This window comes from Pseudomonas sp. GW822-FHT04H02 (assembly GCF_058800645.1).
In genome coordinates this window covers 78,673-99,411 of the sequence record NZ_JBXAMM010000004.1, presented here as the reverse complement: position 1 = coordinate 99,411, position 20,739 = coordinate 78,673, and the positions used below count along the sequence as shown (strand labels likewise).

The 20,739-nt window shown below is 64.3% G+C and carries 21 protein-coding genes; 8 read left to right on the top strand and 13 right to left on the bottom strand.

Annotated elements, in window-relative coordinates:
- Window positions 1–67 precede the first annotated feature (67 nt).
- Window positions 68–589, bottom strand: coding sequence for a lactoylglutathione lyase (gene gloA / locus AC1RMG_RS17940; protein ID WP_011061675.1), 522 nt, complete (start codon window positions 587–589; stop codon window positions 68–70).
- A 198-nt stretch (window positions 590–787) separates the two neighbouring features.
- Here gloA and AC1RMG_RS17935 point away from each other — a divergent pair, with 198 nt between their 5' ends.
- On the top strand, window positions 788–1,315 hold the full coding sequence (locus tag AC1RMG_RS17935) for a DUF4946 domain-containing protein (protein WP_015635885.1): 528 nt from the start codon (window positions 788–790) through the stop codon (window positions 1,313–1,315).
- A 230-nt stretch (window positions 1,316–1,545) separates the two neighbouring features.
- Here the strand turns inward: AC1RMG_RS17935 and AC1RMG_RS17930 are convergent, their stop codons facing one another.
- From AC1RMG_RS17930 to AC1RMG_RS17920, 3 genes are all read right to left on the bottom strand, one after another.
- On the bottom strand, window positions 1,546–1,911 hold the full coding sequence (locus AC1RMG_RS17930) for a histone-like nucleoid-structuring protein, MvaT/MvaU family (RefSeq protein ID WP_015635884.1): 366 nt from the start codon (window positions 1,909–1,911) through the stop codon (window positions 1,546–1,548).
- A 243-nt stretch (window positions 1,912–2,154) separates the two neighbouring features.
- Window positions 2,155–3,693: an EAL domain-containing protein gene (locus tag AC1RMG_RS17925; RefSeq protein WP_493169783.1), complete on the bottom strand. Its 1,539-nt coding sequence runs from the start codon at window positions 3,691–3,693 to the stop codon at window positions 2,155–2,157.
- Window positions 3,694–3,782: 89 nt separating this feature from the next.
- Window positions 3,783–4,655, bottom strand: a complete 873-nt coding sequence (locus AC1RMG_RS17920) for a LysR family transcriptional regulator (RefSeq protein ID WP_125062400.1) — start codon at window positions 4,653–4,655, stop codon at window positions 3,783–3,785.
- A gap of 85 nt (window positions 4,656–4,740) precedes the next feature.
- Here AC1RMG_RS17920 and AC1RMG_RS17915 point away from each other — a divergent pair, with 85 nt between their 5' ends.
- The 3 genes from AC1RMG_RS17915 (at window position 4,741) to hpaR (ending at window position 7,576) form a co-directional block, all read left to right on the top strand.
- Window positions 4,741–5,697 carry a DMT family transporter gene (locus AC1RMG_RS17915; protein ID WP_493169781.1) on the top strand — a complete coding sequence of 319 codons (957 nt, stop codon included), beginning with the start codon at window positions 4,741–4,743 and terminating at the stop codon, window positions 5,695–5,697.
- Between the two features lie 251 nt (window positions 5,698–5,948).
- Entirely contained in the window at window positions 5,949–7,025 is a 1,077-nt protein-coding gene (gene hppD / locus AC1RMG_RS17910) for a 4-hydroxyphenylpyruvate dioxygenase (RefSeq protein ID WP_011061669.1), read from the top strand.
- A 128-nt stretch (window positions 7,026–7,153) separates the two neighbouring features.
- Window positions 7,154–7,576, top strand: coding sequence for a homoprotocatechuate degradation operon regulator HpaR (gene hpaR / locus AC1RMG_RS17905; protein ID WP_011061668.1), 423 nt, complete (start codon window positions 7,154–7,156; stop codon window positions 7,574–7,576).
- Window positions 7,577–7,624: 48 nt separating this feature from the next.
- Here hpaR and rarD read toward each other — a convergent pair whose 3' ends face one another.
- The 3 genes from rarD to AC1RMG_RS17890 all read right to left on the bottom strand — a co-directional run bounded on the left by rarD (window position 7,625) and on the right by AC1RMG_RS17890 (window position 10,851).
- Entirely contained in the window at window positions 7,625–8,506 is an 882-nt protein-coding gene (rarD, locus tag AC1RMG_RS17900; RefSeq protein ID WP_015635880.1) for an EamA family transporter RarD, read from the bottom strand.
- A 204-nt stretch (window positions 8,507–8,710) separates the two neighbouring features.
- Complete coding sequence (locus AC1RMG_RS17895) at window positions 8,711–9,724, bottom strand: aldo/keto reductase (protein WP_053151983.1); 1,014 nt, start codon at window positions 9,722–9,724, stop codon at window positions 8,711–8,713.
- A gap of 227 nt (window positions 9,725–9,951) precedes the next feature.
- Window positions 9,952–10,851: a LysR family transcriptional regulator gene (locus AC1RMG_RS17890; RefSeq protein ID WP_493169778.1), complete on the bottom strand. Its 900-nt coding sequence runs from the start codon at window positions 10,849–10,851 to the stop codon at window positions 9,952–9,954.
- Window positions 10,852–10,951: 100 nt separating this feature from the next.
- Between AC1RMG_RS17890 and AC1RMG_RS17885 the strand changes: the two genes are divergently transcribed.
- Entirely contained in the window at window positions 10,952–11,683 is a 732-nt protein-coding gene (locus AC1RMG_RS17885; RefSeq protein ID WP_493169776.1) for an SDR family oxidoreductase, read from the top strand.
- Entirely contained in the window at window positions 11,680–12,090 is a 411-nt protein-coding gene (locus AC1RMG_RS17880) for a VOC family protein (RefSeq protein ID WP_493169774.1), read from the top strand. The genes AC1RMG_RS17885 and AC1RMG_RS17880 overlap by 4 nt, the downstream gene beginning before the upstream one ends.
- 78 nt (window positions 12,091–12,168) lie before the next feature.
- On the opposite strand, the gene AC1RMG_RS17875 is transcribed toward AC1RMG_RS17880, so the two are convergent.
- Window positions 12,169–13,479, bottom strand: a complete 1,311-nt coding sequence (locus AC1RMG_RS17875; protein WP_493169772.1) for an MFS transporter — start codon at window positions 13,477–13,479, stop codon at window positions 12,169–12,171.
- A 191-nt stretch (window positions 13,480–13,670) separates the two neighbouring features.
- On the opposite strand from AC1RMG_RS17875, the gene AC1RMG_RS17870 reads away from it, so the two are divergent.
- Together AC1RMG_RS17870 and AC1RMG_RS17865 are read left to right on the top strand one after the other, a co-directional pair.
- On the top strand, window positions 13,671–14,792 hold the full coding sequence (locus AC1RMG_RS17870; RefSeq protein WP_011061661.1) for a sugar diacid recognition domain-containing protein: 1,122 nt from the start codon (window positions 13,671–13,673) through the stop codon (window positions 14,790–14,792).
- Window positions 14,793–15,100: 308 nt separating this feature from the next.
- Window positions 15,101–16,240 carry a glycerate kinase gene (locus AC1RMG_RS17865; RefSeq protein WP_041118529.1) on the top strand — a complete coding sequence of 380 codons (1,140 nt, stop codon included), beginning with the start codon at window positions 15,101–15,103 and terminating at the stop codon, window positions 16,238–16,240.
- A 101-nt stretch (window positions 16,241–16,341) separates the two neighbouring features.
- On the opposite strand, the gene hpaI is transcribed toward AC1RMG_RS17865, so the two are convergent.
- The 5 genes from hpaI to hpaD all read right to left on the bottom strand — a co-directional run bounded on the left by hpaI (window position 16,342) and on the right by hpaD (window position 20,714).
- A complete protein-coding gene (hpaI, locus tag AC1RMG_RS17860; RefSeq protein WP_053158925.1) occupies window positions 16,342–17,142 on the bottom strand; it encodes a 4-hydroxy-2-oxoheptanedioate aldolase in 801 nt (266 codons plus the stop codon).
- A 10-nt stretch (window positions 17,143–17,152) separates the two neighbouring features.
- Window positions 17,153–17,956, bottom strand: coding sequence for a 2-oxo-hept-4-ene-1,7-dioate hydratase (gene hpaH / locus AC1RMG_RS17855; protein WP_015635875.1), 804 nt, complete (start codon window positions 17,954–17,956; stop codon window positions 17,153–17,155).
- Between the two features lie 2 nt (window positions 17,957–17,958).
- A complete protein-coding gene (locus AC1RMG_RS17850; RefSeq protein ID WP_011061657.1) occupies window positions 17,959–19,266 on the bottom strand; it encodes an MFS transporter in 1,308 nt (435 codons plus the stop codon).
- Window positions 19,267–19,401: 135 nt separating this feature from the next.
- Entirely contained in the window at window positions 19,402–19,791 is a 390-nt protein-coding gene (locus AC1RMG_RS17845) for a 5-carboxymethyl-2-hydroxymuconate Delta-isomerase (RefSeq protein ID WP_011061656.1), read from the bottom strand.
- A 65-nt stretch (window positions 19,792–19,856) separates the two neighbouring features.
- Window positions 19,857–20,714, bottom strand: a complete 858-nt coding sequence (hpaD, locus tag AC1RMG_RS17840) for a 3,4-dihydroxyphenylacetate 2,3-dioxygenase (protein ID WP_065364203.1) — start codon at window positions 20,712–20,714, stop codon at window positions 19,857–19,859.
- Between the last annotated feature and the right edge of the window lie 25 nt (window positions 20,715–20,739).

Sequence of the window (20,739 nt, the reverse complement as noted above, 5' to 3'; positions counted from 1 at the left end):
CCGCCCTTGAGAAGGGAAGTGCTGACAATCCAGCTTCTACACAGGCCGGCTTCGCACCTGCATAGGTTTACAGCGGTGCTGGCTGGATGATCTCGACCCAGTAGCCGTCCGGGTCCTTGATGAAGGCCAGGCTTTTCATCCGGCCATCGTTCAGGCGCTTCTGGAAATCGCAGCCCAGGGCTTCGAAGCGCTCGCAGGCGGCGACGATGTCCGGCACCGAGATACAGATGTGGCCGAAGCCGCGCGGGTCGCTGTTGCCGTTGTGGTAGGCGAAGGCTGGATCGTTCTCGGTGCCGTGGTTGTGGGTCAGTTCGAGAATGCCGGGAATCGACTTCATCCACTCGGTTCGTGCGCCAGCGTCTGCCGGGATCTGTGCCTTGTCCACCAGGGCCAGGAAGTACAGGCTGAACTCGGCTTCAGGGAAGTCGCGTTTTTCCACCAGGGAAAAGCCCAGGACCCGGGTGTAGAAGTCCAGGGAGCGAGTGATGTCCTTGACGCGCAACATGGTGTGGTTGAACACGAAACGGGCAGTGGCCGCATCCGGTTGGGCGGTCACGCCGGGAAAGGTATTGAGTTCGTTGAGGCTCATGGGCCCTCCAGAAGAAAGTGCGGCCAAGACTGCTTGCCGGGGCAAGCAGCCTTGGCTGGCAATGGTTCGGACATCCTTGGGATCGGGCAATGATACGCAAGTGGGTCGGCTGGCGCCAAACCCAAAGCTCCTGATCTATTGCCCATTCCTGGCGCCGGGCTCAGACTTCCAGGCCCCTTTATCTCAGTGTGCAAACGCATGATCGAGTCTTTTAAGTTCCGCGCCGCAGCTCTGTTGCTACTGGCGCTGGCCGGTGTTGCAGAGGCCGAGCCGCAAGTGACCTGGCCCCAGGGCTGGACGGTGGAACCGCTGCCGGCCCAAGAAGGCGAAGAGGCCGCCAAGGTGTCCCGGCAGAGAGCGGTCAAGAGCGATACCGCTGGCAATCCACTCATGGTCATGGAGTTGACCATGACTCAGGTGGACAGTGGGCATGTAGTCAATCTGCAGGGGGTATTGCTGGAGATGCGCAAGTCGGTGCAAAAGGACTTTGCCCAGGGCGGTTATCAGAGTGTCTGTAACAAGATTCATGCCGCGCAGTTGAGTCGTCTCGAGGCGCTGGAGACTACTTGCACCATTACCCAGAATGGCCGGCATGTGCTCTCGCAAACATTGGTGGCGGCACTGAATGGGGATAAGGCTTATGTACTTTCATACGCTGGCCAGGCTGCGGCTTTTGCCGAGAGCCAGGATGAAATACTCGCTGTACGAAACGGCCTTAAACTTTAAGGAAAAATCTGAACCAATCGGTTCGCTTTCTGCGGGTTACCCGTTCGTTAGCGAAAAGGCATTAAGCCTGAAGTTGCTTGGGAATCAGACGTTATTGCACGATGTATCAGCTAGGGAGAGGGGTGGGATCTCGCTCGGCTCTTCCCTTAGATGCAAGTCGTAATAAGAATTTTCTTATTCAATGTAAAAGGCCCTACATATGCAGGGCCTTTTTCGGGGTGCGGCTTTGTTCAAGCGCGCAGCCAGGAATCCACAGTGGCGGCACCGTACTGTTCTTTCCAGGCCTTCAGGCCGCGGTGATTGCCGCCTTTGGTTTCGATCAGTTCGCCGGTGTGCGGGTTCTGGTAGACCTTGACCACGCGGGCACGGCGCTGCTTGGGGGCGTTGGCCTGTGGCAGGCCGGCCTTGCCCTGGTTGGGATCAAGGATGGCGATGATGTCACGCAGGCTCTTGTCGTAGGACTTCATCAGGGCCTGGAGCTTTTCTTCGAACTCGATTTCCTTCTTGAGTCCGGCGTCGTTTTTCAGGGATTCAAGCTGCGCGAGCTGTTCTTGAAGTGCTTTTTCTGCAGCACGAAACTCAGCAAGTCTGGACAATATCTTCACTCCAATAGTCTATTTGGCTGATACAAACCACAAACAAAGCTATAAGCCATGAGCCGATTAAGGCTCGATTAAGTGGCCTACCTGTGAATCTTGTACAGGCGGGAAAAATTGTAGTAGTTAATGCATCAAGAGTAAATCAGGTTGTTCTTGTCAAATGCGAAATTGACCAATTGATTCAAATTGGTGCAAGCCCCGAGTTGTTAGATCCAGCACTTTTTGTTCGAGTATGGCTATTTAATGGCGCGCCAGGGCTGCAACAAATTCGGCACTGGGCATGGGCCGTCCGAATAAATAACCTTGCAGGAAATCCACCCCTTTAGCTGCTAGATAATCCCGCTGTTCTGCAGTTTCAATACCTTCGGCGACAATGCCCAGATCGAGTTTGGCCGAGAGTTCGATAATGCTGTCGAGTATATGCAGGGACAGTGCGTCGGCACCGATCATGGCGACGAAACTCTGATCGATCTTCAAATAATCCACATTGAACTGGCGCAGATAACCCAGGCTGGAATGCCCGGTACCGAAGTCGTCGATGGCGATCATCACACCCAGTTCGTGCAGGGCGGCAAACAGCTGGTGGGTGGTGGTCGTGGGCTCGATCAGTTCGCGTTCGGTCAACTCCAGCACCAGGATCACCTTGCCTGGGGGGAAGCCGGCGAGGAACTCCCGGCAGTCCTCCAGCAACTGCAGGTCGTGGCAATGGCTGGCGGTGATGTTGATACCTATATGGAAACCGTCGGTAAAGTGCGCGGCATGGGGCGCCAGGGTTTGTTGGGTCTGCTGCATCAGCGAGCGGGTCATGGGCACGATCAGCCCCGAATGCTCGGCGAAGGGGATGAACAGGTCCGGGCGCACCAGCCCCTCTTTCGGATGCTGCCAGCGCATCAGGACTTCGATGCCGGCCCACGCCAGGGTGTCCCCGCGCACCACCGGCTGAAAGTACGGAATGAACTCCTGGGCCCCCAGTGCCCGTTGCAGCTCGTGGGTGGGGGAGGCGGAGCGCTTTTGCAGCCAGTGGGCAAGTACGCCCGCCGCCGCGCCGAAAAACACCAGCAGGCTGAACAGCGCCGGGTACTGGCTCTTCATGTAGCTCCACACGTCGCCCTCGGGAAACCCCGAGCTGACGCTGTAGGGATAGCGCGATGAGCTCAGTTGCTGGCTGGCCACGGCCGCCAGTGGCGGGCTGCCCTCGTGGACACGGCCGTCGCTGGACAGCCAATGCCCGCCGACCTGCAATTGCAGGTCGGCGAAGCGGCTGATCAGGCGCAGGGCATTGGTCAGGTGATAGCCGTCGATGGTGGCCAGGGCGGCGCGATCGCCCTCGCTCCAGCGATAGACCAGCAGGGCCGTGTCGGGGGTGACAGGGTTGCCGCTCATCAGCCAGAGGCGGCCGTCCACGTAGTCCAGGGGGTTGAGCGGGACTGCGAAACTGCCGAGCAGGGAGCTGCAATAGTTGTTGTTGCGCCACACCAGGTTGGTCGAGCGCACGAACGGCCGGCGGGTGACCTGTTCGCGCAGGGCCAGTTGCCGGACTTCATCACAATCGCGGCCCACCTGGGGCAGCAGCGCCCTGGCGGCGATGTCGGTGTTATCGAGCATCAGGTCGAACTGGCGGATGGCCTCTTCGGCGGTTTCCAGGCTGCTGTGCATCAGTGTTCGTTCGGCCTGGGCGTAGAGGATGAGGGCGCCGAGCCCGATGGGAAGAAGCATGGCCAGCAATGTCCAGAAGGTACGGGTAGAGCGCTTCAATGGACCTTTGGCGGTCAGGGGCATGGATCGGACCTGTCGGCGGGCGAGGGGGAGGATGGCACCGGGGGGCATGGCCCCTGCGGCTGTCTTGATCATCGCAGGATAGCCGGCTTTTACCGGCGATAAAGGCGCTGCGCGTGCTGGATGAAGGCCAGGGCCGCCGGCGACGCCTGGCGTCGGTCGAGCACCGCGATCCCCACTTGGCGGCGCACGGCAGGCTCCAGGGGGCGGCTGGTGTAGCGCGAGTCCGCGGCCTGGGGCAGGGACAACTCGGCAACGATGCTCAAGGCATCGCCGCGGGCCACGGTTTCCAGGGTGCTCAGCAGTTGGGTGCTGCGGTAGCGGATATTGGGCCGCAGGCCGGCACCGATGAACAGGCGTGACACCAGCTCCGCCGAGCCGGCTTCGGTGAGCACGAAGGGGTCATGGCACAGTTGGTCCAGGCGCAGTTGCGCTTCACTGGCCAGGGCGTGGCTGGCTGGAATCAATGCCAGCAACTGGTCCTCGACCACAGGCACGGTGTCGAAGCGCTCCTGGGGCAACACCACGAAGCCCAGGTCCACCCGTCGTTCTTCCAGCCATTGCAGGACCTGGCGATCGGGGCCTTCGTCGATATGCACTTCGATGTCCGGATATTCGCGGCGGTAGTCGTGAAGAATCCGGGGTAGGAGGCGGATCGACGAGGTGGGGCCGAACGAGCCGATGCGCAAGGTGCCGCGCTTCATGCCCCGGGCATCCGCGGCTTCCTGGGCCAGGGTCGCCGCCAGTCCGAGCATGGCCCGGGCGCGCAGCAGCAACTGGGTGCCGATGTCGGTGAGTTCGACCTGGGCCTGGTGCCGGCGAAACAGGTCCACCTGCAGCTCCTGCTCCAGTGACTTGATGGCATGAGACACCGCCGACTGGGTGATGCCCAGGCGCGTGGCGGCGCTGGTAAAGCCCTGGAGTTCGGCCACCAGGGAAAAGATCTCCAGCTGGGTCAGGGTCATGAGTAAAAGCTCATTTTACGATGATCAGGCATTAGACAAAAAATGGTCGTGCAGTACAAACCCATTGCCTCAGAGCGTCTTGACCATGAGTGAAAGCAATATCAGCGGCCCCCTGGCGGGCGAATACCGGGACCTGGCGGTGTATGGCCGCCTGGCGACAGTCACCATGATCTGGGGCGGCACCTTCGTTGCCGGGCGCTACCTGGCCGGCGGGCTCTCGCCCTTGCTGGCCGCCAGCCTGCGGTTCCTGCTGGCCAGCCTGGCCTTGCTCGGCTTCATGGCCGTGGCGCGCATTCCCCTGGTGCGGCCCAGCCTCAGGCAGTTTGGCCAACTGGCACTATTGGGGTTCTTCGGGATCTTCTTCTACAACCTGTGTTTCTTCCTCGGCCTGGAGCAGGTCAAGGCTTCTCGGGCATCGTTGATCGTGGCCCTGAACCCGGCGGTGATTGCCCTGGCGTCCTGGGCGCTGTTCAAGGAGCGCCTGGGCCGGCGCACGCTGTTGGGCATTGCCCTGTGCCTCTGTGGCGCGGCCCTGGTGATCTGCAGCCGTGACCCTTCGGCCCTGGCGGCGCAGGCCGGGAGCTGGCAAGGCGACCTGCTGATTCTTGGCTGCGTGCTGGGCTGGGGCGTGTACTTGCTGTTCTCCAGGGGGCTGAACCACAGCCTGGGCTCATTGCAAACCGTGACCTGCTCGATCCTCCTGGGCACCCTGATGCTCTGCGCCGCCACCCTGATCCGTGGCGAGTTCGACCTGCAGGCGGTGGCTCGCCTGAACCTGGCCCAGGGCTTGAGCCTGTTGTACCTGGGCGTGCTGGGCTCGGCGCTGGCCTATATCTGGTATTACGACGGCTTGCGGCGGATCGGTGCCACCCGTTGCGGTGTATTCATCGCCCTCAATCCGCTGACGGCGGTGATCCTCGGCGCGCTCGTGCTGGGAGAACAGTTGAGCCCGGTGATGGGGGTGGGCGGGGCGCTGATTCTCGGCGGTATCTACCAGTGCAACAAACCCCTTGCGGGCGGGGCAAAAAAGGCGATTTTATAGAGAATGCGGACAAAGGCTTTTACGCTGTGTAGAATCCGGTTACGCATACAATAATAAAGTCTTCTGGCAGCAGAAGCCTCGCCCCCCAGCCTGTAAGACAGGGTCGAAATGAAGATTCTCGGGTTTCAACTGATCTATGGTGACTTCCTCGCCCGCAGCGTGCGCGGTATCTCCTGTGCGCCACCGTCCCTCCTCAGCATTGCTAGCAACTAACGATCCGTTAATTCTAAAAATATGATGAGGCGCCAACCATGGCAGATATCTTCGAAAACCCAATGGGCCTGATGGGCTTTGAATTCATCGAATTCGCATCGCCTACCCCCAACACCCTCGAACCGATCTTCGAGATCATGGGTTTCACCAAAGTCGCGACCCATCGTTCCAAAGACGTGCATCTGTATCGCCAGGGTGCGATCAACCTGATCCTCAACAACGAACCCCATAGCGTCGCTTCCTACTTCGCGGCCGAGCACGGTCCGTCGGTGTGCGGCATGGCGTTCCGGGTCAAGGATTCGCAAAAGGCCTACAACCGCGCCCTGGAACTGGGCGCCCAGCCGATTCACATTGAAACCGGCCCGATGGAACTGAACCTGCCGGCGATCAAGGGCATTGGCGGCGCGCCGCTGTACCTGATCGACCGTTTCGGCGAGGGCAGCTCGATCTACGACATCGACTTCGTGTTCCTCGAAGGCGTGGACCGCAACCCCAAGGGCGCGGGCCTGAAGATCATCGACCACCTGACCCACAACGTGTACCGCGGGCGCATGGCCTACTGGGCCGGCTTCTACGAGAAGCTGTTCAACTTCCGCGAGATCCGCTACTTCGACATCAAGGGCGAGTACACCGGCCTGACTTCCAAGGCCATGACCGCTCCGGATGGCATGATCCGCATCCCGCTGAACGAGGAATCGTCCAAGGGCGCCGGGCAGATCGAGGAGTTCCTGATGCAGTTCAATGGCGAGGGCATCCAGCACGTGGCCTTCCTCACCGACGACCTGGTCAAGACCTGGGACGCCCTGAAGAAGATCGGCATGCGCTTCATGACCGCGCCACCGGATACCTACTACGAAATGCTTGAAGGGCGCCTGCCGAACCACGGCGAGCCGGTCAACGAGCTGCAATCGCGAGGCATCCTGCTGGACGGTTCTTCGGAAGCCGGCGACAAGCGCCTGCTGCTGCAGATCTTCTCGGAAACCCTGATGGGCCCGGTGTTCTTCGAATTCATCCAGCGCAAGGGCGACGATGGCTTCGGCGAGGGCAACTTCAAGGCACTGTTCGAATCGATCGAACGCGACCAGGTGCGTCGTGGCGTACTCGCCACCGAGTAAGCCCCGGCACGCTTGAGTCCAAGGCCCGATCAGGAGGTTTCTGGTCGGGCTTTATTTTGCCTGTCGGTTGGCGATTGTGAATGTGTTAATGTTTCGCCCCCGATTCCCAGCCCCTGACCGATGCCTCGATGAACACACCCAGACCTTCCCTGACCTTGACCCTGCTGCAGGCCCGTGAGGCCGCCATGGCGTTTTTCCGTCCCTCGCTGAACCAGCACGACCTGACCGAACAGCAATGGCGGGTGATCCGCATCCTGCGCCAGAACGGCGAGCTGGAGAGCCATCAGCTGGCGAAGATGGCCTGCATCCTGCCGCCGAGCATGACCGGCGTGCTGACCCGCCTGGAGCGCGACCAGTACGTCAGCCGGCGCAAGTCTCCGGAAGACCAGCGCCGCCTGTTCATCACCCTGACCGACAAGGGCCAGGCCTGTTTCGAATCCATGAGCGGCGACATGGAAATCAATTACCAGAAGATCCAGCAGCAGTTCGGCGAAGACAAGATGCAGGCCTTGCTGGCCCTGCTCAATGAACTGAAGCAGATCAAGCCCTGAGCCTGTACCGCAGGCCTTGATGCACGCGAGATACCCCCGCAGCCGGGCTCAGCCCCGGCGCTGGCGCAGCAGATGGCGCACGCCTTCGAGCACCAGGACCAGCACCGCCAGCCAGATCGGCACGTAGGTCAGCCATTCCCCGGCCTTGATGCTTTCCCCCAGCAGCAGCGCCACCAACAGCAGCAGTACCGGTTCCACATAGCTGAGCAGGCCGAACAGGCTGAAGGCCAGCAAGCGGCTGGCAATGATGTAGCACACCAGCGCCGAGGCACTGATCACCCCCAGCACGGGAATCAGCAGGTACAGCCAGGGTTGGGCCGCGACCACGGCAATGCCCTGTTCGCCGCTCTGCACCACCCACAGCGCCACCGGCATCAGCAGGGCCATGTCCACCCACAGGCCGCCCAGGTGGTCGGTGCCCAGGCGCTTGCGCAAGACGAAATACAGCGGGTAGCCCAGGGCCACCACCAGGGTCGCCCAGGAAAAGCTGCCCACCTGGTACAGCTCGTTGAGCACGCCGATGCAGGCCAGCACTGCTGCCAGCTTCTGTAGCCGCGACAGACGTTCGCCATAGACGATGCGTCCGGTCAGGACCATGGTCAGCGGCAGCAGGAAATAGCCCTGGGATACATCCAGGCTGTGGCCGTTGAGCGGTGCCCACATGAACAGCCAGAGCTGCACCCCGACCAGCGCCGACGACAGCAGCAGCGCCGGGCCCAGCACGGGCTTGCTGCGTACCCGTCGCAGCACTTCGTCGACCCGATGCCATTCACCGGCCAGCAGCATGAACAGGGTCATGCAGGGCAGGGTCAGCAACATCCGCCAGCCGAAGATCTCCACCCCGGTCAGGGGCGCCAGCAGCGAGGTGTAGAAATACATGACGGCAAACAGCACCGACGCCAGAACCGATAACGCAATACCTTTAGACACGCAGTCCTCGTAGAACCCGAACGCTCGGGATGCACAAAAAGAAGGGGAGAGTGGAGCGAGGGGGAATATAGAGGGTTTGCCCCGGGATTTTTGCTCTGTTTGCGACACCCCGGCGGGAAAATTTCTCGTTTGTGGCGCGGCCCGGCCTTCCAGGGAAAGGCCGGACTGCGATGGCCGCTGGGTTTGCGCGGCCAGGGGCCGTGTTTAGCCCAGGTGCGCAAAACGTCCGGAGACAAAATGGCCGACATCATTGAAACCGGGTGTCGAGGCGTGCCCCGGGGTCACCAGCGCGTCGATGAAGGCTTCGTCCTCAGGGCTGATCTTCACCTCCAGGGCCCGGGTGTAGGCGTCCCACTGGGCCTCGGTGCGCGGGCCGACAATGGCCGAGCTCACCGCCTGGTTGTTCAGTACCCAGGCAATGGCGAACTCGACGATCCCGGCCCCGCGCCCCTGGGCGTATTCCTGGATCTGCTGGGCGATGCGCAGGGATTCGACCCGCCATTCGGTCTCCAGGATGCGCTTGTCCTGGCGCCCGGCGCGGCTGCCGGCGTCCGGGGTGACGTCCGGCGCATACTTGCCGCTGAGCACACCACGGGCCAGGGGGCTGTAGGGCACCACGCCCAGGCCATAGGCGCGGGCGGCGGTGATCTGCTCGCCCTCCGCCTGGCGGTTGACGATGTTGTACAGCGGCTGGCTGATCACCGGGCGGTCCACCCCCAACTGGTCGGCGACTCGAATCGCCTCGGCAATCCGCCAGCCCCGATAATTGGACAGGCCCCAGTAGCGGATCTTGCCCTGGCGCAACAGGTCGCCGATGGCCGAGATGCTCACCTCCAGAGGCGTGTTGTGGTCTTCGCGGTGCAGGTAGTAGATATCCAGGTAATCGGTGCCCAGGCGAGTCAGGCTGGCCTCGATGCCGTTGAAGATGTGCTTGCGGCTCAGGCCGCTGCGGTTGGGCACGCCGTCCACCGGACCGAAGCCGACCTTGGACGCCAGCACCCACTCATGGCGGTGGCTGGCAATGGCTTCGCCGACGATCTCCTCGGAGCGGCCCTGGGTATAGACGTCGGCGGTGTCGATGAAGTTGATCCCCTGGTCCCAGGCCTTGTCGATGATACGCAGCGAGTCTTCGGTACTGGTCTGCTCGCCGAACATCATGGTGCCCAGGGTCAGGGTGGAAACCTTGAGACCGGAATGGCCGAGGGTGCGATAGCTCATGGGCGGAATCCTTGTGCTAGAGGGCTGGCCAGTGCGTTTCCGGCCATGGGGGCGACCATCAAATACCACAACCCCGGGCCTCTGCAATGCCTGAATGGCGCCTCCTTGCCGGCACAGGTGCCCGTGAGATCGCTATCGCTGGCAAGCCCGCTCCTGCAAGGAGGTTCCGTAGGAGCCGGCTTGCCGGCGAACCGCGCAGCGGCCAACCGCCCCGGGGCCGCACCGGGTCAGGGACACAGCGCCCGGCAGCGTTGCAACACAAAACTGTGCAGCAGGCGCACCCGCTGGGAAACCTGTAGGCGATGGGGGCACAGCAAGTTGAAGGGGGACGGTTCCCCTTGCCAGTCGCCGAGCAGCGGCACCAGGCGCCCGGCGCGGATGTCCTCGGCCACATCCAGCCGGGCCTTGTAGACAATGCCGTGACCGGCCAGGGCCCAGCGCCGGGCCACCTCACCGTCGTCGCACAGGTAATCGCCACGCACCAGGACTTCGCGGGTTTCGCTGTCGCGGCTGAAACGCCAGCGGTCATAGGGCTGGCCATTGCGCAGGTACAGCAGGGCGCTGTGCCCGGCCAGCGCCTCGGGGTTTTGCGGCACCCCGCAACGGGCCAGGTAGGCCGGGCTGGCGCAGGCGATGCGCCGGTGCCCGGGGAGAATCGGCAAGGCCACCAGGCTGGAATCCTCGGGCACGCCAAAGCGCAGGGCCACATCCACAGCGTCGCGGAACAGGTCGGCGTGGCGATCATCGAGCCGCAGTTGCAGGCGCAGTTGCGGGTGCTCGGCCTTGAATTCATCGAGCCAGGGCAGCAGGGCATTGCGCCCGAAGTCCGAGGGCGCCGACAGTTGCAGCACCCCGGCCAGGCCCTGGCTCTGCTGCTTGAGCGCCAGCTCGCCGTCCTCCAGGGTGGCCAGGGCCAGGCGCACGCTTTCCAGGTAGCGGCGGCCTTCCTCGGTGAGCCGCATGCTGCGGGTGGAACGCGCCAGCAGACGGCTGCCGAGGCGGGTTTCCAGGCGCTTGAGGGCGATGCTGGCGGCTGCCGCGGTCAGGCCCAGGGAGCGGGCCGCGGCGGAAATGCTCCCGGCATCGGCGGTGCGTACGAAGATTTCCAGGTCCAGTATCGAGCTCATTAATAAAAATCCTTTAAAGATCTTTGCGTTTTAGCTGGATTTTTCCTCGATTGGCAAGCTGGGAAGATGCAATCACTTTCAATCGCAGCAGGTGATCGCAATGACTCTTTCCAACTCAAGCCTGGCCCAGCAAACCTTGGTGGTGATTGGCGCCGGCAGCGGCATCGGCGCTGCGGTGGCGCGCCAGGCCGCGGCCCGTGGTGCTCGGGCGGTACTGGCGGGGCGCAGCCTCGAGGCCTTGCAGCGCCAGCAGGCACAGCTGCCGGAATCGGCCTGCAGCATCGCCGTGGACATTACCGATGCCGCCAGTCTCAAGGCGTTGTTCGCCAGGGTGGGGGCCTTCGATCACCTGGTGATCAGCGCCGGTCCGGCCATTGCCGCCAAGCCCCTGGCCGACACCGATCTGCTGGATGCCCAGCGGGCTTTTGAGGTGAAGTTCTGGGGCGTGTGGCGCGCGGTCCAGGCGGCGCTGCCGACACTCGCGCCGCAAGGCAGCATCAGCCTGACCTCGGGCCTGCTGTCGCGCAAAATGGTCCCCGGGCAAGTGCTCAAGACCACCCTCAACGCCGCCCTCGAAGCCCTGGGCAAGCACCTGGCCAAGGAGCTGGCGCCACGCCGGGTGAATGTCATCAGCCCCGGGGTCACCGCCACCGAAGCCTATGCCGGGATGCCCGAGGACGCCCGCGAAGCCATGTTCGCCCGCACCGGTGCCAACCTGCCGGTGGGCCGCGTCGGCCAGCCGGATGAGGTGGCGGCGGCCTTTATCCTGGCCATGGAGAACGGCTTTATCAGCGGGAGCCTGATCGATGTCGATGGTGGAGGCCTGCTATGAACTGGCGCTTCGATCACCTGGCGTTCAACTGCGCCCAGGGCGAGGCGTTGCAGCAGGCCTTCGCCGATCTGTTGGGCCTGCAAGCGGGCCGGCGGCCGCCGTTTCCCTTTCCCGGGCGCTGGTTGTACCAGGGCGAGGCGGCGCTGGTGCACGTCATCGAACAGGCCCATTGCCCTGAGCCGCACCTGAGCCACATCGCCTTCAGTACCCAGGAGGCAGCCGAAGCCGTGTTGCGCCGGGTGCAGGCCAGTGGCCTGGAGCATCAAGTGGCGCAGGTGCCGGAAGACGGCATCTGGCAGATCTTCGTCCGCTTGCCCGGCGGCCTGGTGCTGGAGTTGGATGCTCCGGCGATGGGGGCGTTGAGCATCAATCACGACTACGCCCGACAAGGTGGGGCACCGGCCTGAGCCCAGCCATGAAAAAGCCCGTTGGAGCCGAGGCTCGAACGGGCTTTTGTCGTGGCCGGGGCTGTGTAGTGCCGGGGCTTAGCGGTTTAGGGTGCGGGTCATGCGCAGCGCCAGCAGGCTGCCGGCAACAATTACCCCGGCCAGCAGGTACAGCGCGGCGTCGGTGGAACCGGTGCTGTCCTTGACCCAGCCGACGATATAGGGGCTGAGGAACCCGGCCATCTGGCCCATGGAGTTGATCAGCGCCAGGCCACCGGCAGCCGCACCGGCGCTGAGCAGGGCGGTGGGCACCGGCCAGAACATCGGCAGGCCGGTGAGGGCACCCATGGTGGCGAGGGTCAGGCCGAGAATGGCGATGGCCGGGTTGGCGGCGAAGTTAACCGCGATCAGCAGCCCCACGGCGCCCATCAGCATCGGCACTACAAGGTGCCAGCGGCGCTCCTTGCGCAGGTCCGCCGAACGCCCCACCAGCAGCATGAACACCGCCGCCAGCAGGTAGGGAATGGCGCTCAGCCAGCCGATCACCAGGTTGTCGGCAAACCCCAGGTTCTTGATGATCGACGGCAGCCAGAAGTTGATCGCGTAGACCCCGCTCTGGATGCAGAAGTAGATCAGGCCGAAGGCCCAGATCGCCGGGTTCTTGAACACCGCGGCCAGGGAGTCGCTGGCGGTCTTGGGCTGGTTGGCGAGGTCGCTGGCCTGGTCGGCCTCCAGCACCGCGCGTTCAGTCGGGGTCAGCCACTGGGCATGGGCGAAGCTGTCGCTGAGCAGGAAGAACGCCAGGGCGCCGAGGATCACGGTAGGAATGCCCTGCAGCAGGAACATCCACTGCCAGCCGGCGAGGCCGCCCTGGCCGGCGGCGAAGTGGTTGAGGATCCAGCCGGAAAACGGGCTGCCCAGCAGGCCGGACACCGGGATCGCCGACATGAACAGGGCCATGATCCGGCCACGGCGGAAGGTCGGGAACCACTGCGAGAGGTACAGCACCACGCCGGGGAAGAAGCCGGCTTCGGCGGCCCCGGTGAACAGGCGCAGGGTGTAGAACTGGGTCGGCGTGGTGACGAACAGCAGGCAGGTGGACAAGGTGCCCCAGGTGATCATCATCAGCGCGATCCAGCGCCGCGGGCCGAACCGGTTCAGTGCCAGGTTGCTCGGCACGCCGCACAGCACGTAGCCGATGAAGAAAATCCCGGCGCCCAGGCCGTAGACCGTTTCGCTGAATTTCAGGGCATCGAGCATCTGCAACTTGGCGAAGCCAACGTTGACCCGGTCGAGGTAGTTGAACAGGTAGCAGACGAAGATGAAGGGGATCAGGCGCAGGGTAATGCGCTTGTAGACGGCGTTCTTGTCGTCAGCCTGGGCCAGTGGGGCAGCGGCGCTCTGTGACATGGTGTGTCTCTCTTTATTATGATTTTTCGCGGTGCAAGGGTAACGTTGACCGCCCTGAGAGTCTCGGTCACCGGCGCGGGCCTGTCTTTGTGCCGGCGCACAGCGATTGGCCCCGGGCCCTGTGCCACTGAACAACGCCGCGTACCCCGCGGCCCGTCCCCGCAGCTGTAGCCGTCAAGGATCATCCCCCCATGTTCGAACTGGATCATGACCTGGCGCAGGATATTGTCGACCGCACGATGGCGATCCTGCCCTACAACGTCAACGTCATGGACAGCCAGGGCCTGATCCTTGGCAGCGGCGAGCCGGAGCGTATCAACACCCGGCACGAAGGCGCGCAACTGGTGCTGGCCAACGGCCGGGTGGTGGAGATCGACGAACCCACCGCGCGCCAGCTCAAGGGCGTGCAGCCGGGCATCAACCTGCCGTTGCTGCATGACCAGCGGCTGATCGGGGTGCTGGGCATTACCGGCGACCCGGCGCAGTTGCGCACCTATGCCGAACTGGTGCGCATGACCGCCGAGATGCTGGTGGGCCAGCGCCACCAGCAGGCCGAGCAGCAATGGCGGCGCCAGCGCTGCGACGACCTGCTGGCCCTGCTGCTGAGCGACGGCGGCGACTCACCGCGGCTGGTGGATGAAGCCCAGCAGATGGGCCTCAAGCCACAGCTGGCGCGTACGCCCTATCTGTTCGAACTGGCCCAGGAACCGGCCTCGGGGCAGGGCGTGGATAGCCTCAGCAGTTGGTTGCTGAGCCGCTATCCGGACAGCTGGTGCGTCAGCTCGTCGAAGAGTTCCCTGCTCTGGTGCCGCCCGGCGAGCCTGAGCCTGGACAACCCGCGGCTGCTGGAAAAGCTCGACGGCCAGGGCTGGAACATCCTGCGGGTGGCGGTGGGCGGGCAGGCCGAGGGCCTGGCCGGATTGCGCCGCTGCTACCGCCGGGTCGGCGACCTGCTGGCCTACGGCCGGGATATCCTGCCGGATGCGCGATTGCTCACCCTCAACCGCTACCGCCTGCCGGTGATGCTCTGGCGCCACCGCAACGATGACGCCCTGGACGAACTGCTGACGCCGTTGCGCAAGGTCCTGGCCAAGGACAGCAACGGCCAGTTGCTGGCGACCCTGCGCAGCTGGTGCGACCACGACGGCCAGAGCCAGGCCTGCGCCGATGCCCTGGGCATCCACCGCAACAGCCTGCGCTACCGCATGGAACGGATAGCCGAGCTCAGCGGCGTCGACCCCTTGCGCCTGGACGGCATGCTGGCTCTTTATCTTGGCGTCCAGCTGCTGCCCCACCGCAGCGAGCCGGCCTGATTTATCGCGCCGATCTCCACCATCGCCTATCCCGATCCAACAGGGGTGGTAGCCGCTGCCGAGCCTTGGCGAGGCTGCGCAAAGGCCCGCAGGGCCTTGCTTGGCAATCTCCAGCTAAACCTGTATCGCTTCCAAGACCTTCGCGAGCGCTACGCGCCCGTTCGCAGCCTGCGGCAGCGGTTTCAACGCTAGGCGAGGTTGCGCGGTTGTAGCAATGAACAATAAAGCGCCCTCGGACTTGTGCAGTGGCCCGGGGTCAGCGCCTGCGCCAGATGGCAGCATGGCGGCACAAGAACCGGAGAAAACCCATGAAGATCATCATCGCCCCCGACTCGTTCAAGGACAGCCTGAGTGCCGAAGGCGTGGCCCAGGCCATTGCCCAGGGGCTGGCGGATGTGTGGCCCGACGCCGAGCTGTGCCAATGCCCCATGGCCGACGGTGGCGAAGGGACGGTGGAATCGATTCTCGCCGCCTGTGACGGGCAACTGCGCAGCAACCGGGTCCAGGGGCCGCTGGGAGCGATCGTGGAGGCGCGCTGGGGCTGGCTGCCCCAGAGCCACACGGCAATCATCGAAATGGCCGAGGCCAGTGGCCTGCAACTGCTGGCGCTGGAGCAGCGCGATGCGTGCAACAGCAGCACCTTCGGCACCGGGGAGCTGATCCAGGCCGCTCTGGAGGCCGGTGCCCGGCGCATCATCCTGGCCATCGGCGGCAGCGCCACCAACGACGGCGGCGCGGGGGCCCTGCAGGCGCTGGGGGTCAAGCTGCTGGACCGCCAGGGCCGGATACTGCCTCGCGGCGGCCTGGCCCTGGCCGACCTCGCCCACATCGAACTGGATGCCATGGACCCGCGCCTGGCCCAGGTGCGCTTCGACATCGCCGCCGACGTCAACAACCCGCTGTGCGGCGAGCACGGCGCTTCAGCCATCTTCGGCCCGCAGAAAGGCGCCTCGGCGCAGCAGGTGCAGCAACTGGACCAGGCCCTGGGACACTTCGCCGACCTGTGCGCCCAGGTACTGCCCAAGGATGTGCGTGATGAACCCGGCAGCGGCGCGGCCGGTGGCCTGGGGTTTGCCGCCAAGGCGTTTCTCGGCGCGCAATTTCGTCCCGGGGTGGAAGTGGTGGCGGAACTGGTGGGCCTGGAACAGGCGGTGCGCGGTGCCGATCTGGTGATCACCGGTGAAGGTCGCTTCGACGCCCAGACCTTGCGCGGCAAGACCCCCTTTGGCGTGGCGCGCATCGCCCGTGAGCAGGGGGTTCCGGTGATTGTCATTGCCGGCACCCTGGGCGAGGGCTACCAGCAGATGTACGCCCACGGCGTGGACGCGGCCTTCGCTCTGACCTCCGGGCCCATGAGCCTGGAACAGGCCTGCCGCGAAGCCCCGCGCCTGCTGCGCGAACGCGCCGCCGACATCGCCCGCCTCTGGCGCCTGGCCAGCAACCACTAGGCACCCCGTAGGAGCTGGCTTGCCAGCGAATAGGCCCTCAAGCCTTGCCGCATCCGCAAGACCGCCTTCGCCGGCAAGCCGGCTCCTACAGCCATCGCCCGTCAGTAAACCCCGCCTTCGCTGGTGGGGGTGTCCAGGGTCTTGTACTGGCCGGCCAGGCTCTGCAGGCCCTTCATCAGGACGGTGGTATCCACGCCCACCGCGACAAAATTTGCCCCCAACTCGATGCAGCGCCGCGCCAGTCGCTGATCGGCACTGAGAATCCCTGCGGCCTTGCCCGCCCGACGAATCCGCACGATGGCGTCTTCAATCGCGGCCACCACGTCCGGGTGCCCGGGGTTGCCCCGCTGGCCCATGGCCGCCGACAGATCCGCCGGGCCGATAAACACCCCGTCGACCCCGTCCACCGCGAGAATCTCATCCAGGTTGCGCAGGCCTTCGAGGTTCTCGATCTGCACCAGCAGGCACATCTGCTCGTCCGCCTGATCCAGGTAGCCGGCGATGCTGTTCCAGCGCGACGCCCGGGCCAGGGCGCTGCCTACGCCGCGAACCCCCAGTGGCGGATAGCGCATGGCGCGCACCAGCTGGCGTGCCTGCTCGGCGCTTTCCACCATGGGGATCAACAGGGTCTGGGCGCCGATGTCCAGCAATTGCTTGATCAGCGCGGTATCGCCAATGGGCGGGCGGATAATGCCTTGGGCTGGGTAAGGGGCAATGGCCTGCAACTGCGCCAGCAGGCTGCGCAGATCGTTGGGCGCGTGTTCGCCGTCCAGCAGCAGCCAGTCGAAACCGGCGTTGGCCGCCAGCTCGGCACAGTAGCCGTCCGCCAGGCCCAGCCACAGGCCAATCTGCGGTTCGCGCTGTTGCAGGCGTTGCTTGAACAGGTTCAGTGGCATGTCCATGGCCGTCTCCTCAGACGAAACGGCAGGCAATGCTGCCCAACTGATCGTAGTCCACGTGGAATACATCTCCGGGACGGGCGGCCACCGGGCGAGTGAAGGAGCCGCCAAGAATGATCTGCCCGGCCTCCAGGCCGACGTCATAGGCCGCGAGCTTGTTGGCCAGCCAGGCCACGCCCTTGGCCGGGTGGTTGAGCACCGCGGCAGAGACCCCGGACTCCTCGATCACGCCATTGCGGTAGAGCACCGCCGGCACCTTGCGCAAGTCCACATCCCCTGGACGCACGGCGCGGCCACCCATCACCACCCCGGCGTTGGCGGCATTGTCCGAGATGGTGTCGAAGACCTTGCGGGTGGCCTGGGTCTGCGGGTCCACCTGCTGGATGCGCGCATCGATGATCTCCAGCGCCGGGATCACCCAGTCGGTGGCGTCCAGCACATCGAACAGGGTGCAGTGGGGCCCCTTGAGCGGCTTGCCGAGGATGAACGCCAGTTCCACCTCGACCCGGGGCACGATGAAGCGCTGGAAGGGAATGTCGCTGCCTTCATCGAACAGCATGTCGTCCAGCAGGGCGCCGAAATCCGGCTCGGTGATGTTCGAGGAAACCTGCATGGCCCGTGAGGTCAGGCCAATCTTGTGGCCCACCAGCTTGCGCCCGTCGCGGATTTTCTGTTCCACCCAGCTGCGCTGGATGGCGTAGGCATCTTCGATGCTGATAGCGGGGTATTGCAGGGACAGCTGGCCGATCTGTTCACGGCTGCGCTCGGCGGCGTTGAGGCGCGCGGCGGCTTCCTGGATATCCGAGGGGCTGAGCATGGTTATTTCTCCCGAGGGTTGACGATATGAGCCGGTACCTGGAGCACCAGCCAGGCGCCGCAGGCAATCAGCAGGGCCAGGGCGTAGAGGGCCAGGCTGGCGCTTTGGGTGGCGTCGCGCACCACGCCGATCAGGTAAGGGGCAAGGAACGCGGCGACGCTGCCGAAGGAACTGATCAGGGCGATACCCGCGGCCTGGGTGCTGCTGGCGAGAAAGGCCGGCGGCAGTTGCCAGAACATCGGCAAGGCGGCGCTGGCGCCCATGCCCGCCACCAGCAGGCCGAACATCACCAGCCAGGGGTTGTCCGGGGCCAGCCCGGTGAGGATCAGCCCCAGGCTGGACATCAGCAGCGGCACCCCCAGGTGCCAGCGGCGTTCACGCAGGCGGTCCGAGGAGCGGCCGACGCCGAGCATGAACAGGCAGCCTGCCAGGTAGGGCAGGGCACTGAGCAGGCCGACATTGCTGTCCCGGGCGATGCCGGCGTGGTGGATCAGGGTCGGCATCCAGAAGGCGATGGTGTTCACCGCCAGCATCACCGCGAAGTAGATGCACACCAGCAGCCAGACGTGGCGGTCCCTGAGGATGCCGCTGAAACGGGTGATGGACTTGTGCTGTTCTTCCTGTTGCAGGGCCTGCAGCAGCCAGGTCTTCTGCGCCGGGGTCAGCCAGCCCACCTGTTCGATGCTTTCCGGCAGGGCCTTGAGCACCACCAGGCCCAGCAGCACCACCGGCAGGCCTTCGATGAGGAACATCCACTGCCAGCCGCGCAGGCCGCCGAAGTCGTGGAAGCTTTCCAGGATCCACCCGGAGAGGGGGCCGCCAATGACTCCGGCCATGGGCACGGCGATGGCGAACAGGGCGGTGACCTGGCCGCGGCGGCTGGCCGGGAACCAGCGGTTGAGCAGCACCAGGATGCCGGGGAAGAAGCCAGCCTCGGCGACCCCCAGCAGAAAGCGCAAAACATAGAAGCCCCAGGCGCTGTCCACCAGCATCAGGGCGCTGGACAGCAGGCCCCAGACCAGCATCAGGAAGGCGATCCAGCGCCGTGGGCCGACCCGGTCCAGGGCCAGGTTGCTGGGCACCCCGAACAGCGCGTAGGCGACGAAGAACAGCCCGGCACCCAGGCCATAGACGCTGTCGCTGAAGCCCAGGTCCTGGGTCATCTGCAGCTTGGCGAAACCGATGTTGATGCGGTCCAGGTGAGCAAAGATGTAGCAGACGAACAACAGCGGCATCAGCCGCCAGGTGATCTTGCGATAGCAGTCATCGACCTCGGCGACCGGCGCCGTGGCAAGGGTTGAGTGGGGCATGGCAATGATCTCGTTATTGTTCTTGTGTGGGTGGCCGGCCTGCAGGAGCCGGCTTGCCGGCGAAGACGGATCCGGGGCTGGCACAAGGCCTGAGGGCCGCTTCGCTGGCGAGCCGGTTCCTACCGGCGGCTACCCTCAGGCTTGTCCGCGCAGGAACTCGTGCACGTTGTTGTGCTTGAAGTTCAGCTCGGCATCCAGCTCGCTCATTTCGAACGACAGGGCCAAGAGGCGCTGGCCCTGAAGCTCGGCGAAGTGCGCCTTGATGATCTCGAACAGGCCCTCGGCGACCTGGCGCCGTGTGGCCAGGTCGCGGCCGGCTCCCACTTGCAGGCGCATGTGGACGAAGGCGTAGTCGTGCTTGCCGTCGGCCATGCGCCAGGTGTCCAGGCGCACCCCGCGGCTGCGGATGCCCCCCAGGGGGAACACGCCAGTGGCGCCCAGGTAGTCATGGACCTTTTCGAACAGCCCCGGCAGGTCGGCAGCCTGTTCGATGTTGTCGGTGTATTCAGCGATGAAATGCGGCATGGGGAACTCCTTCGCAAGTGGCCGGCGGGAACCCGGCCGCTTGCGAGTCAGGGTGGCAGCTGGGCCTAGACAGGGAAGATGGCGTTGATCTGGCCGGTGCCGGAGCTGCCGAACAGCGGAGTGACGATTTCCGCTGGGCGGTTGTATTCAGGCCCGCCCAACAGCCCCAGGAGCATGGCCGTATCGTGCATTCCGCCCTCGCCATGACAGCTGCTGGCGTAGTCCGGGAGCATGGCGCAGAACTCGCGGAAGCGGCCCTGCTGCCACAGCTCCACCACCCGCTGGTCCACCTGCTTGTCGAATTCCCGGGTCCAGTTATGGATGTTGGCCTCAGCCTCGCGGTCGTTGGAGAAACGGTGGGAGAGGGAGCCCGACGCCAGCACCAGGACCTTGCGATCGCTCTTCTCGATGGCCCGGCGCACCGCGGCGCCAAAGGTGAAGCTGTCTTCGAGGCGGTGCCAGGCGCACCAGGCGGCGATGGACACCACCTTCAAGTGCTCGGCAGCGGGCACGTCCATGTGCATGTAGCGCATGGGCACCAGGGTGCCGTACTCCAGTTCCAGGCTGGGAATGTTGTGGGCCAGGGTGCGCACGTCGGCGGCATTGGCCTCGGCGGCGATCAGCTCACCCAGCGCCGGGCAGCCCTGGTAGTCGTAGGTCATGTTCTTGATGAAGTGCGGCAGCTCGTTGCTGGTGTAGGTGCCGTTGAACGCCTCGCCGCAGTTGATGTGGTACCCGCTGTTGACCAGCCAGTGCACATCGAACACCACCGCGGTGTCTGCCCCCAGCTCCCGGGCCCGGCGGGCGATCTCCTTGTGCCCGGCAATGGCCGCCTCACGGCAGCCGTGGTGTTTGCCCGGCAGTTCGGACAGGTACATCGATGGTACGTGGCAGACCTTGGCGGCCATGACGACTTCGCCCATGGTGCTTCTCCTGAAACATCTTCTT

Bases quoted from the DNA above. Each gene is read 5' to 3' on its own strand.
- gloA (WP_011061675.1), bottom strand. From the start codon at position 589: ATGAGCCTCAACGAACTCAATACCTTTCCCGGCGTGACCGCCCAACCG.
- AC1RMG_RS17935 (WP_015635885.1), top strand. From the start codon at position 788: ATGATCGAGTCTTTTAAGTTCCGCGCCGCAGCTCTGTTGCTACTGGCG.
- AC1RMG_RS17925 (WP_493169783.1), bottom strand. From the start codon at position 3,693: ATGCCCCTGACCGCCAAAGGTCCATTGAAGCGCTCTACCCGTACCTTC.
- AC1RMG_RS17920 (WP_125062400.1), bottom strand. From the start codon at position 4,655: ATGACCCTGACCCAGCTGGAGATCTTTTCCCTGGTGGCCGAACTCCAG.
- AC1RMG_RS17915 (WP_493169781.1), top strand. From the start codon at position 4,741: ATGAGTGAAAGCAATATCAGCGGCCCCCTGGCGGGCGAATACCGGGAC.
- hppD (WP_011061669.1), top strand. From the start codon at position 5,949: ATGGCAGATATCTTCGAAAACCCAATGGGCCTGATGGGCTTTGAATTC.
- hpaR (WP_011061668.1), top strand. From the start codon at position 7,154: ATGAACACACCCAGACCTTCCCTGACCTTGACCCTGCTGCAGGCCCGT.
- AC1RMG_RS17895 (WP_053151983.1), bottom strand. From the start codon at position 9,724: ATGAGCTATCGCACCCTCGGCCATTCCGGTCTCAAGGTTTCCACCCTG.
- AC1RMG_RS17890 (WP_493169778.1), bottom strand. From the start codon at position 10,851: ATGAGCTCGATACTGGACCTGGAAATCTTCGTACGCACCGCCGATGCC.
- AC1RMG_RS17885 (WP_493169776.1), top strand. From the start codon at position 10,952: ATGACTCTTTCCAACTCAAGCCTGGCCCAGCAAACCTTGGTGGTGATT.
- AC1RMG_RS17880 (WP_493169774.1), top strand. From the start codon at position 11,680: ATGAACTGGCGCTTCGATCACCTGGCGTTCAACTGCGCCCAGGGCGAG.
- AC1RMG_RS17875 (WP_493169772.1), bottom strand. From the start codon at position 13,479: ATGTCACAGAGCGCCGCTGCCCCACTGGCCCAGGCTGACGACAAGAAC.
- AC1RMG_RS17870 (WP_011061661.1), top strand. From the start codon at position 13,671: ATGTTCGAACTGGATCATGACCTGGCGCAGGATATTGTCGACCGCACG.
- AC1RMG_RS17865 (WP_041118529.1), top strand. From the start codon at position 15,101: ATGAAGATCATCATCGCCCCCGACTCGTTCAAGGACAGCCTGAGTGCC.
- hpaI (WP_053158925.1), bottom strand. From the start codon at position 17,142: ATGGACATGCCACTGAACCTGTTCAAGCAACGCCTGCAACAGCGCGAA.
- hpaH (WP_015635875.1), bottom strand. From the start codon at position 17,956: ATGCTCAGCCCCTCGGATATCCAGGAAGCCGCCGCGCGCCTCAACGCC.
- AC1RMG_RS17850 (WP_011061657.1), bottom strand. From the start codon at position 19,266: ATGCCCCACTCAACCCTTGCCACGGCGCCGGTCGCCGAGGTCGATGAC.
- AC1RMG_RS17845 (WP_011061656.1), bottom strand. From the start codon at position 19,791: ATGCCGCATTTCATCGCTGAATACACCGACAACATCGAACAGGCTGCC.
- hpaD (WP_065364203.1), bottom strand. From the start codon at position 20,714: ATGGGCGAAGTCGTCATGGCCGCCAAGGTCTGCCACGTACCATCGATG.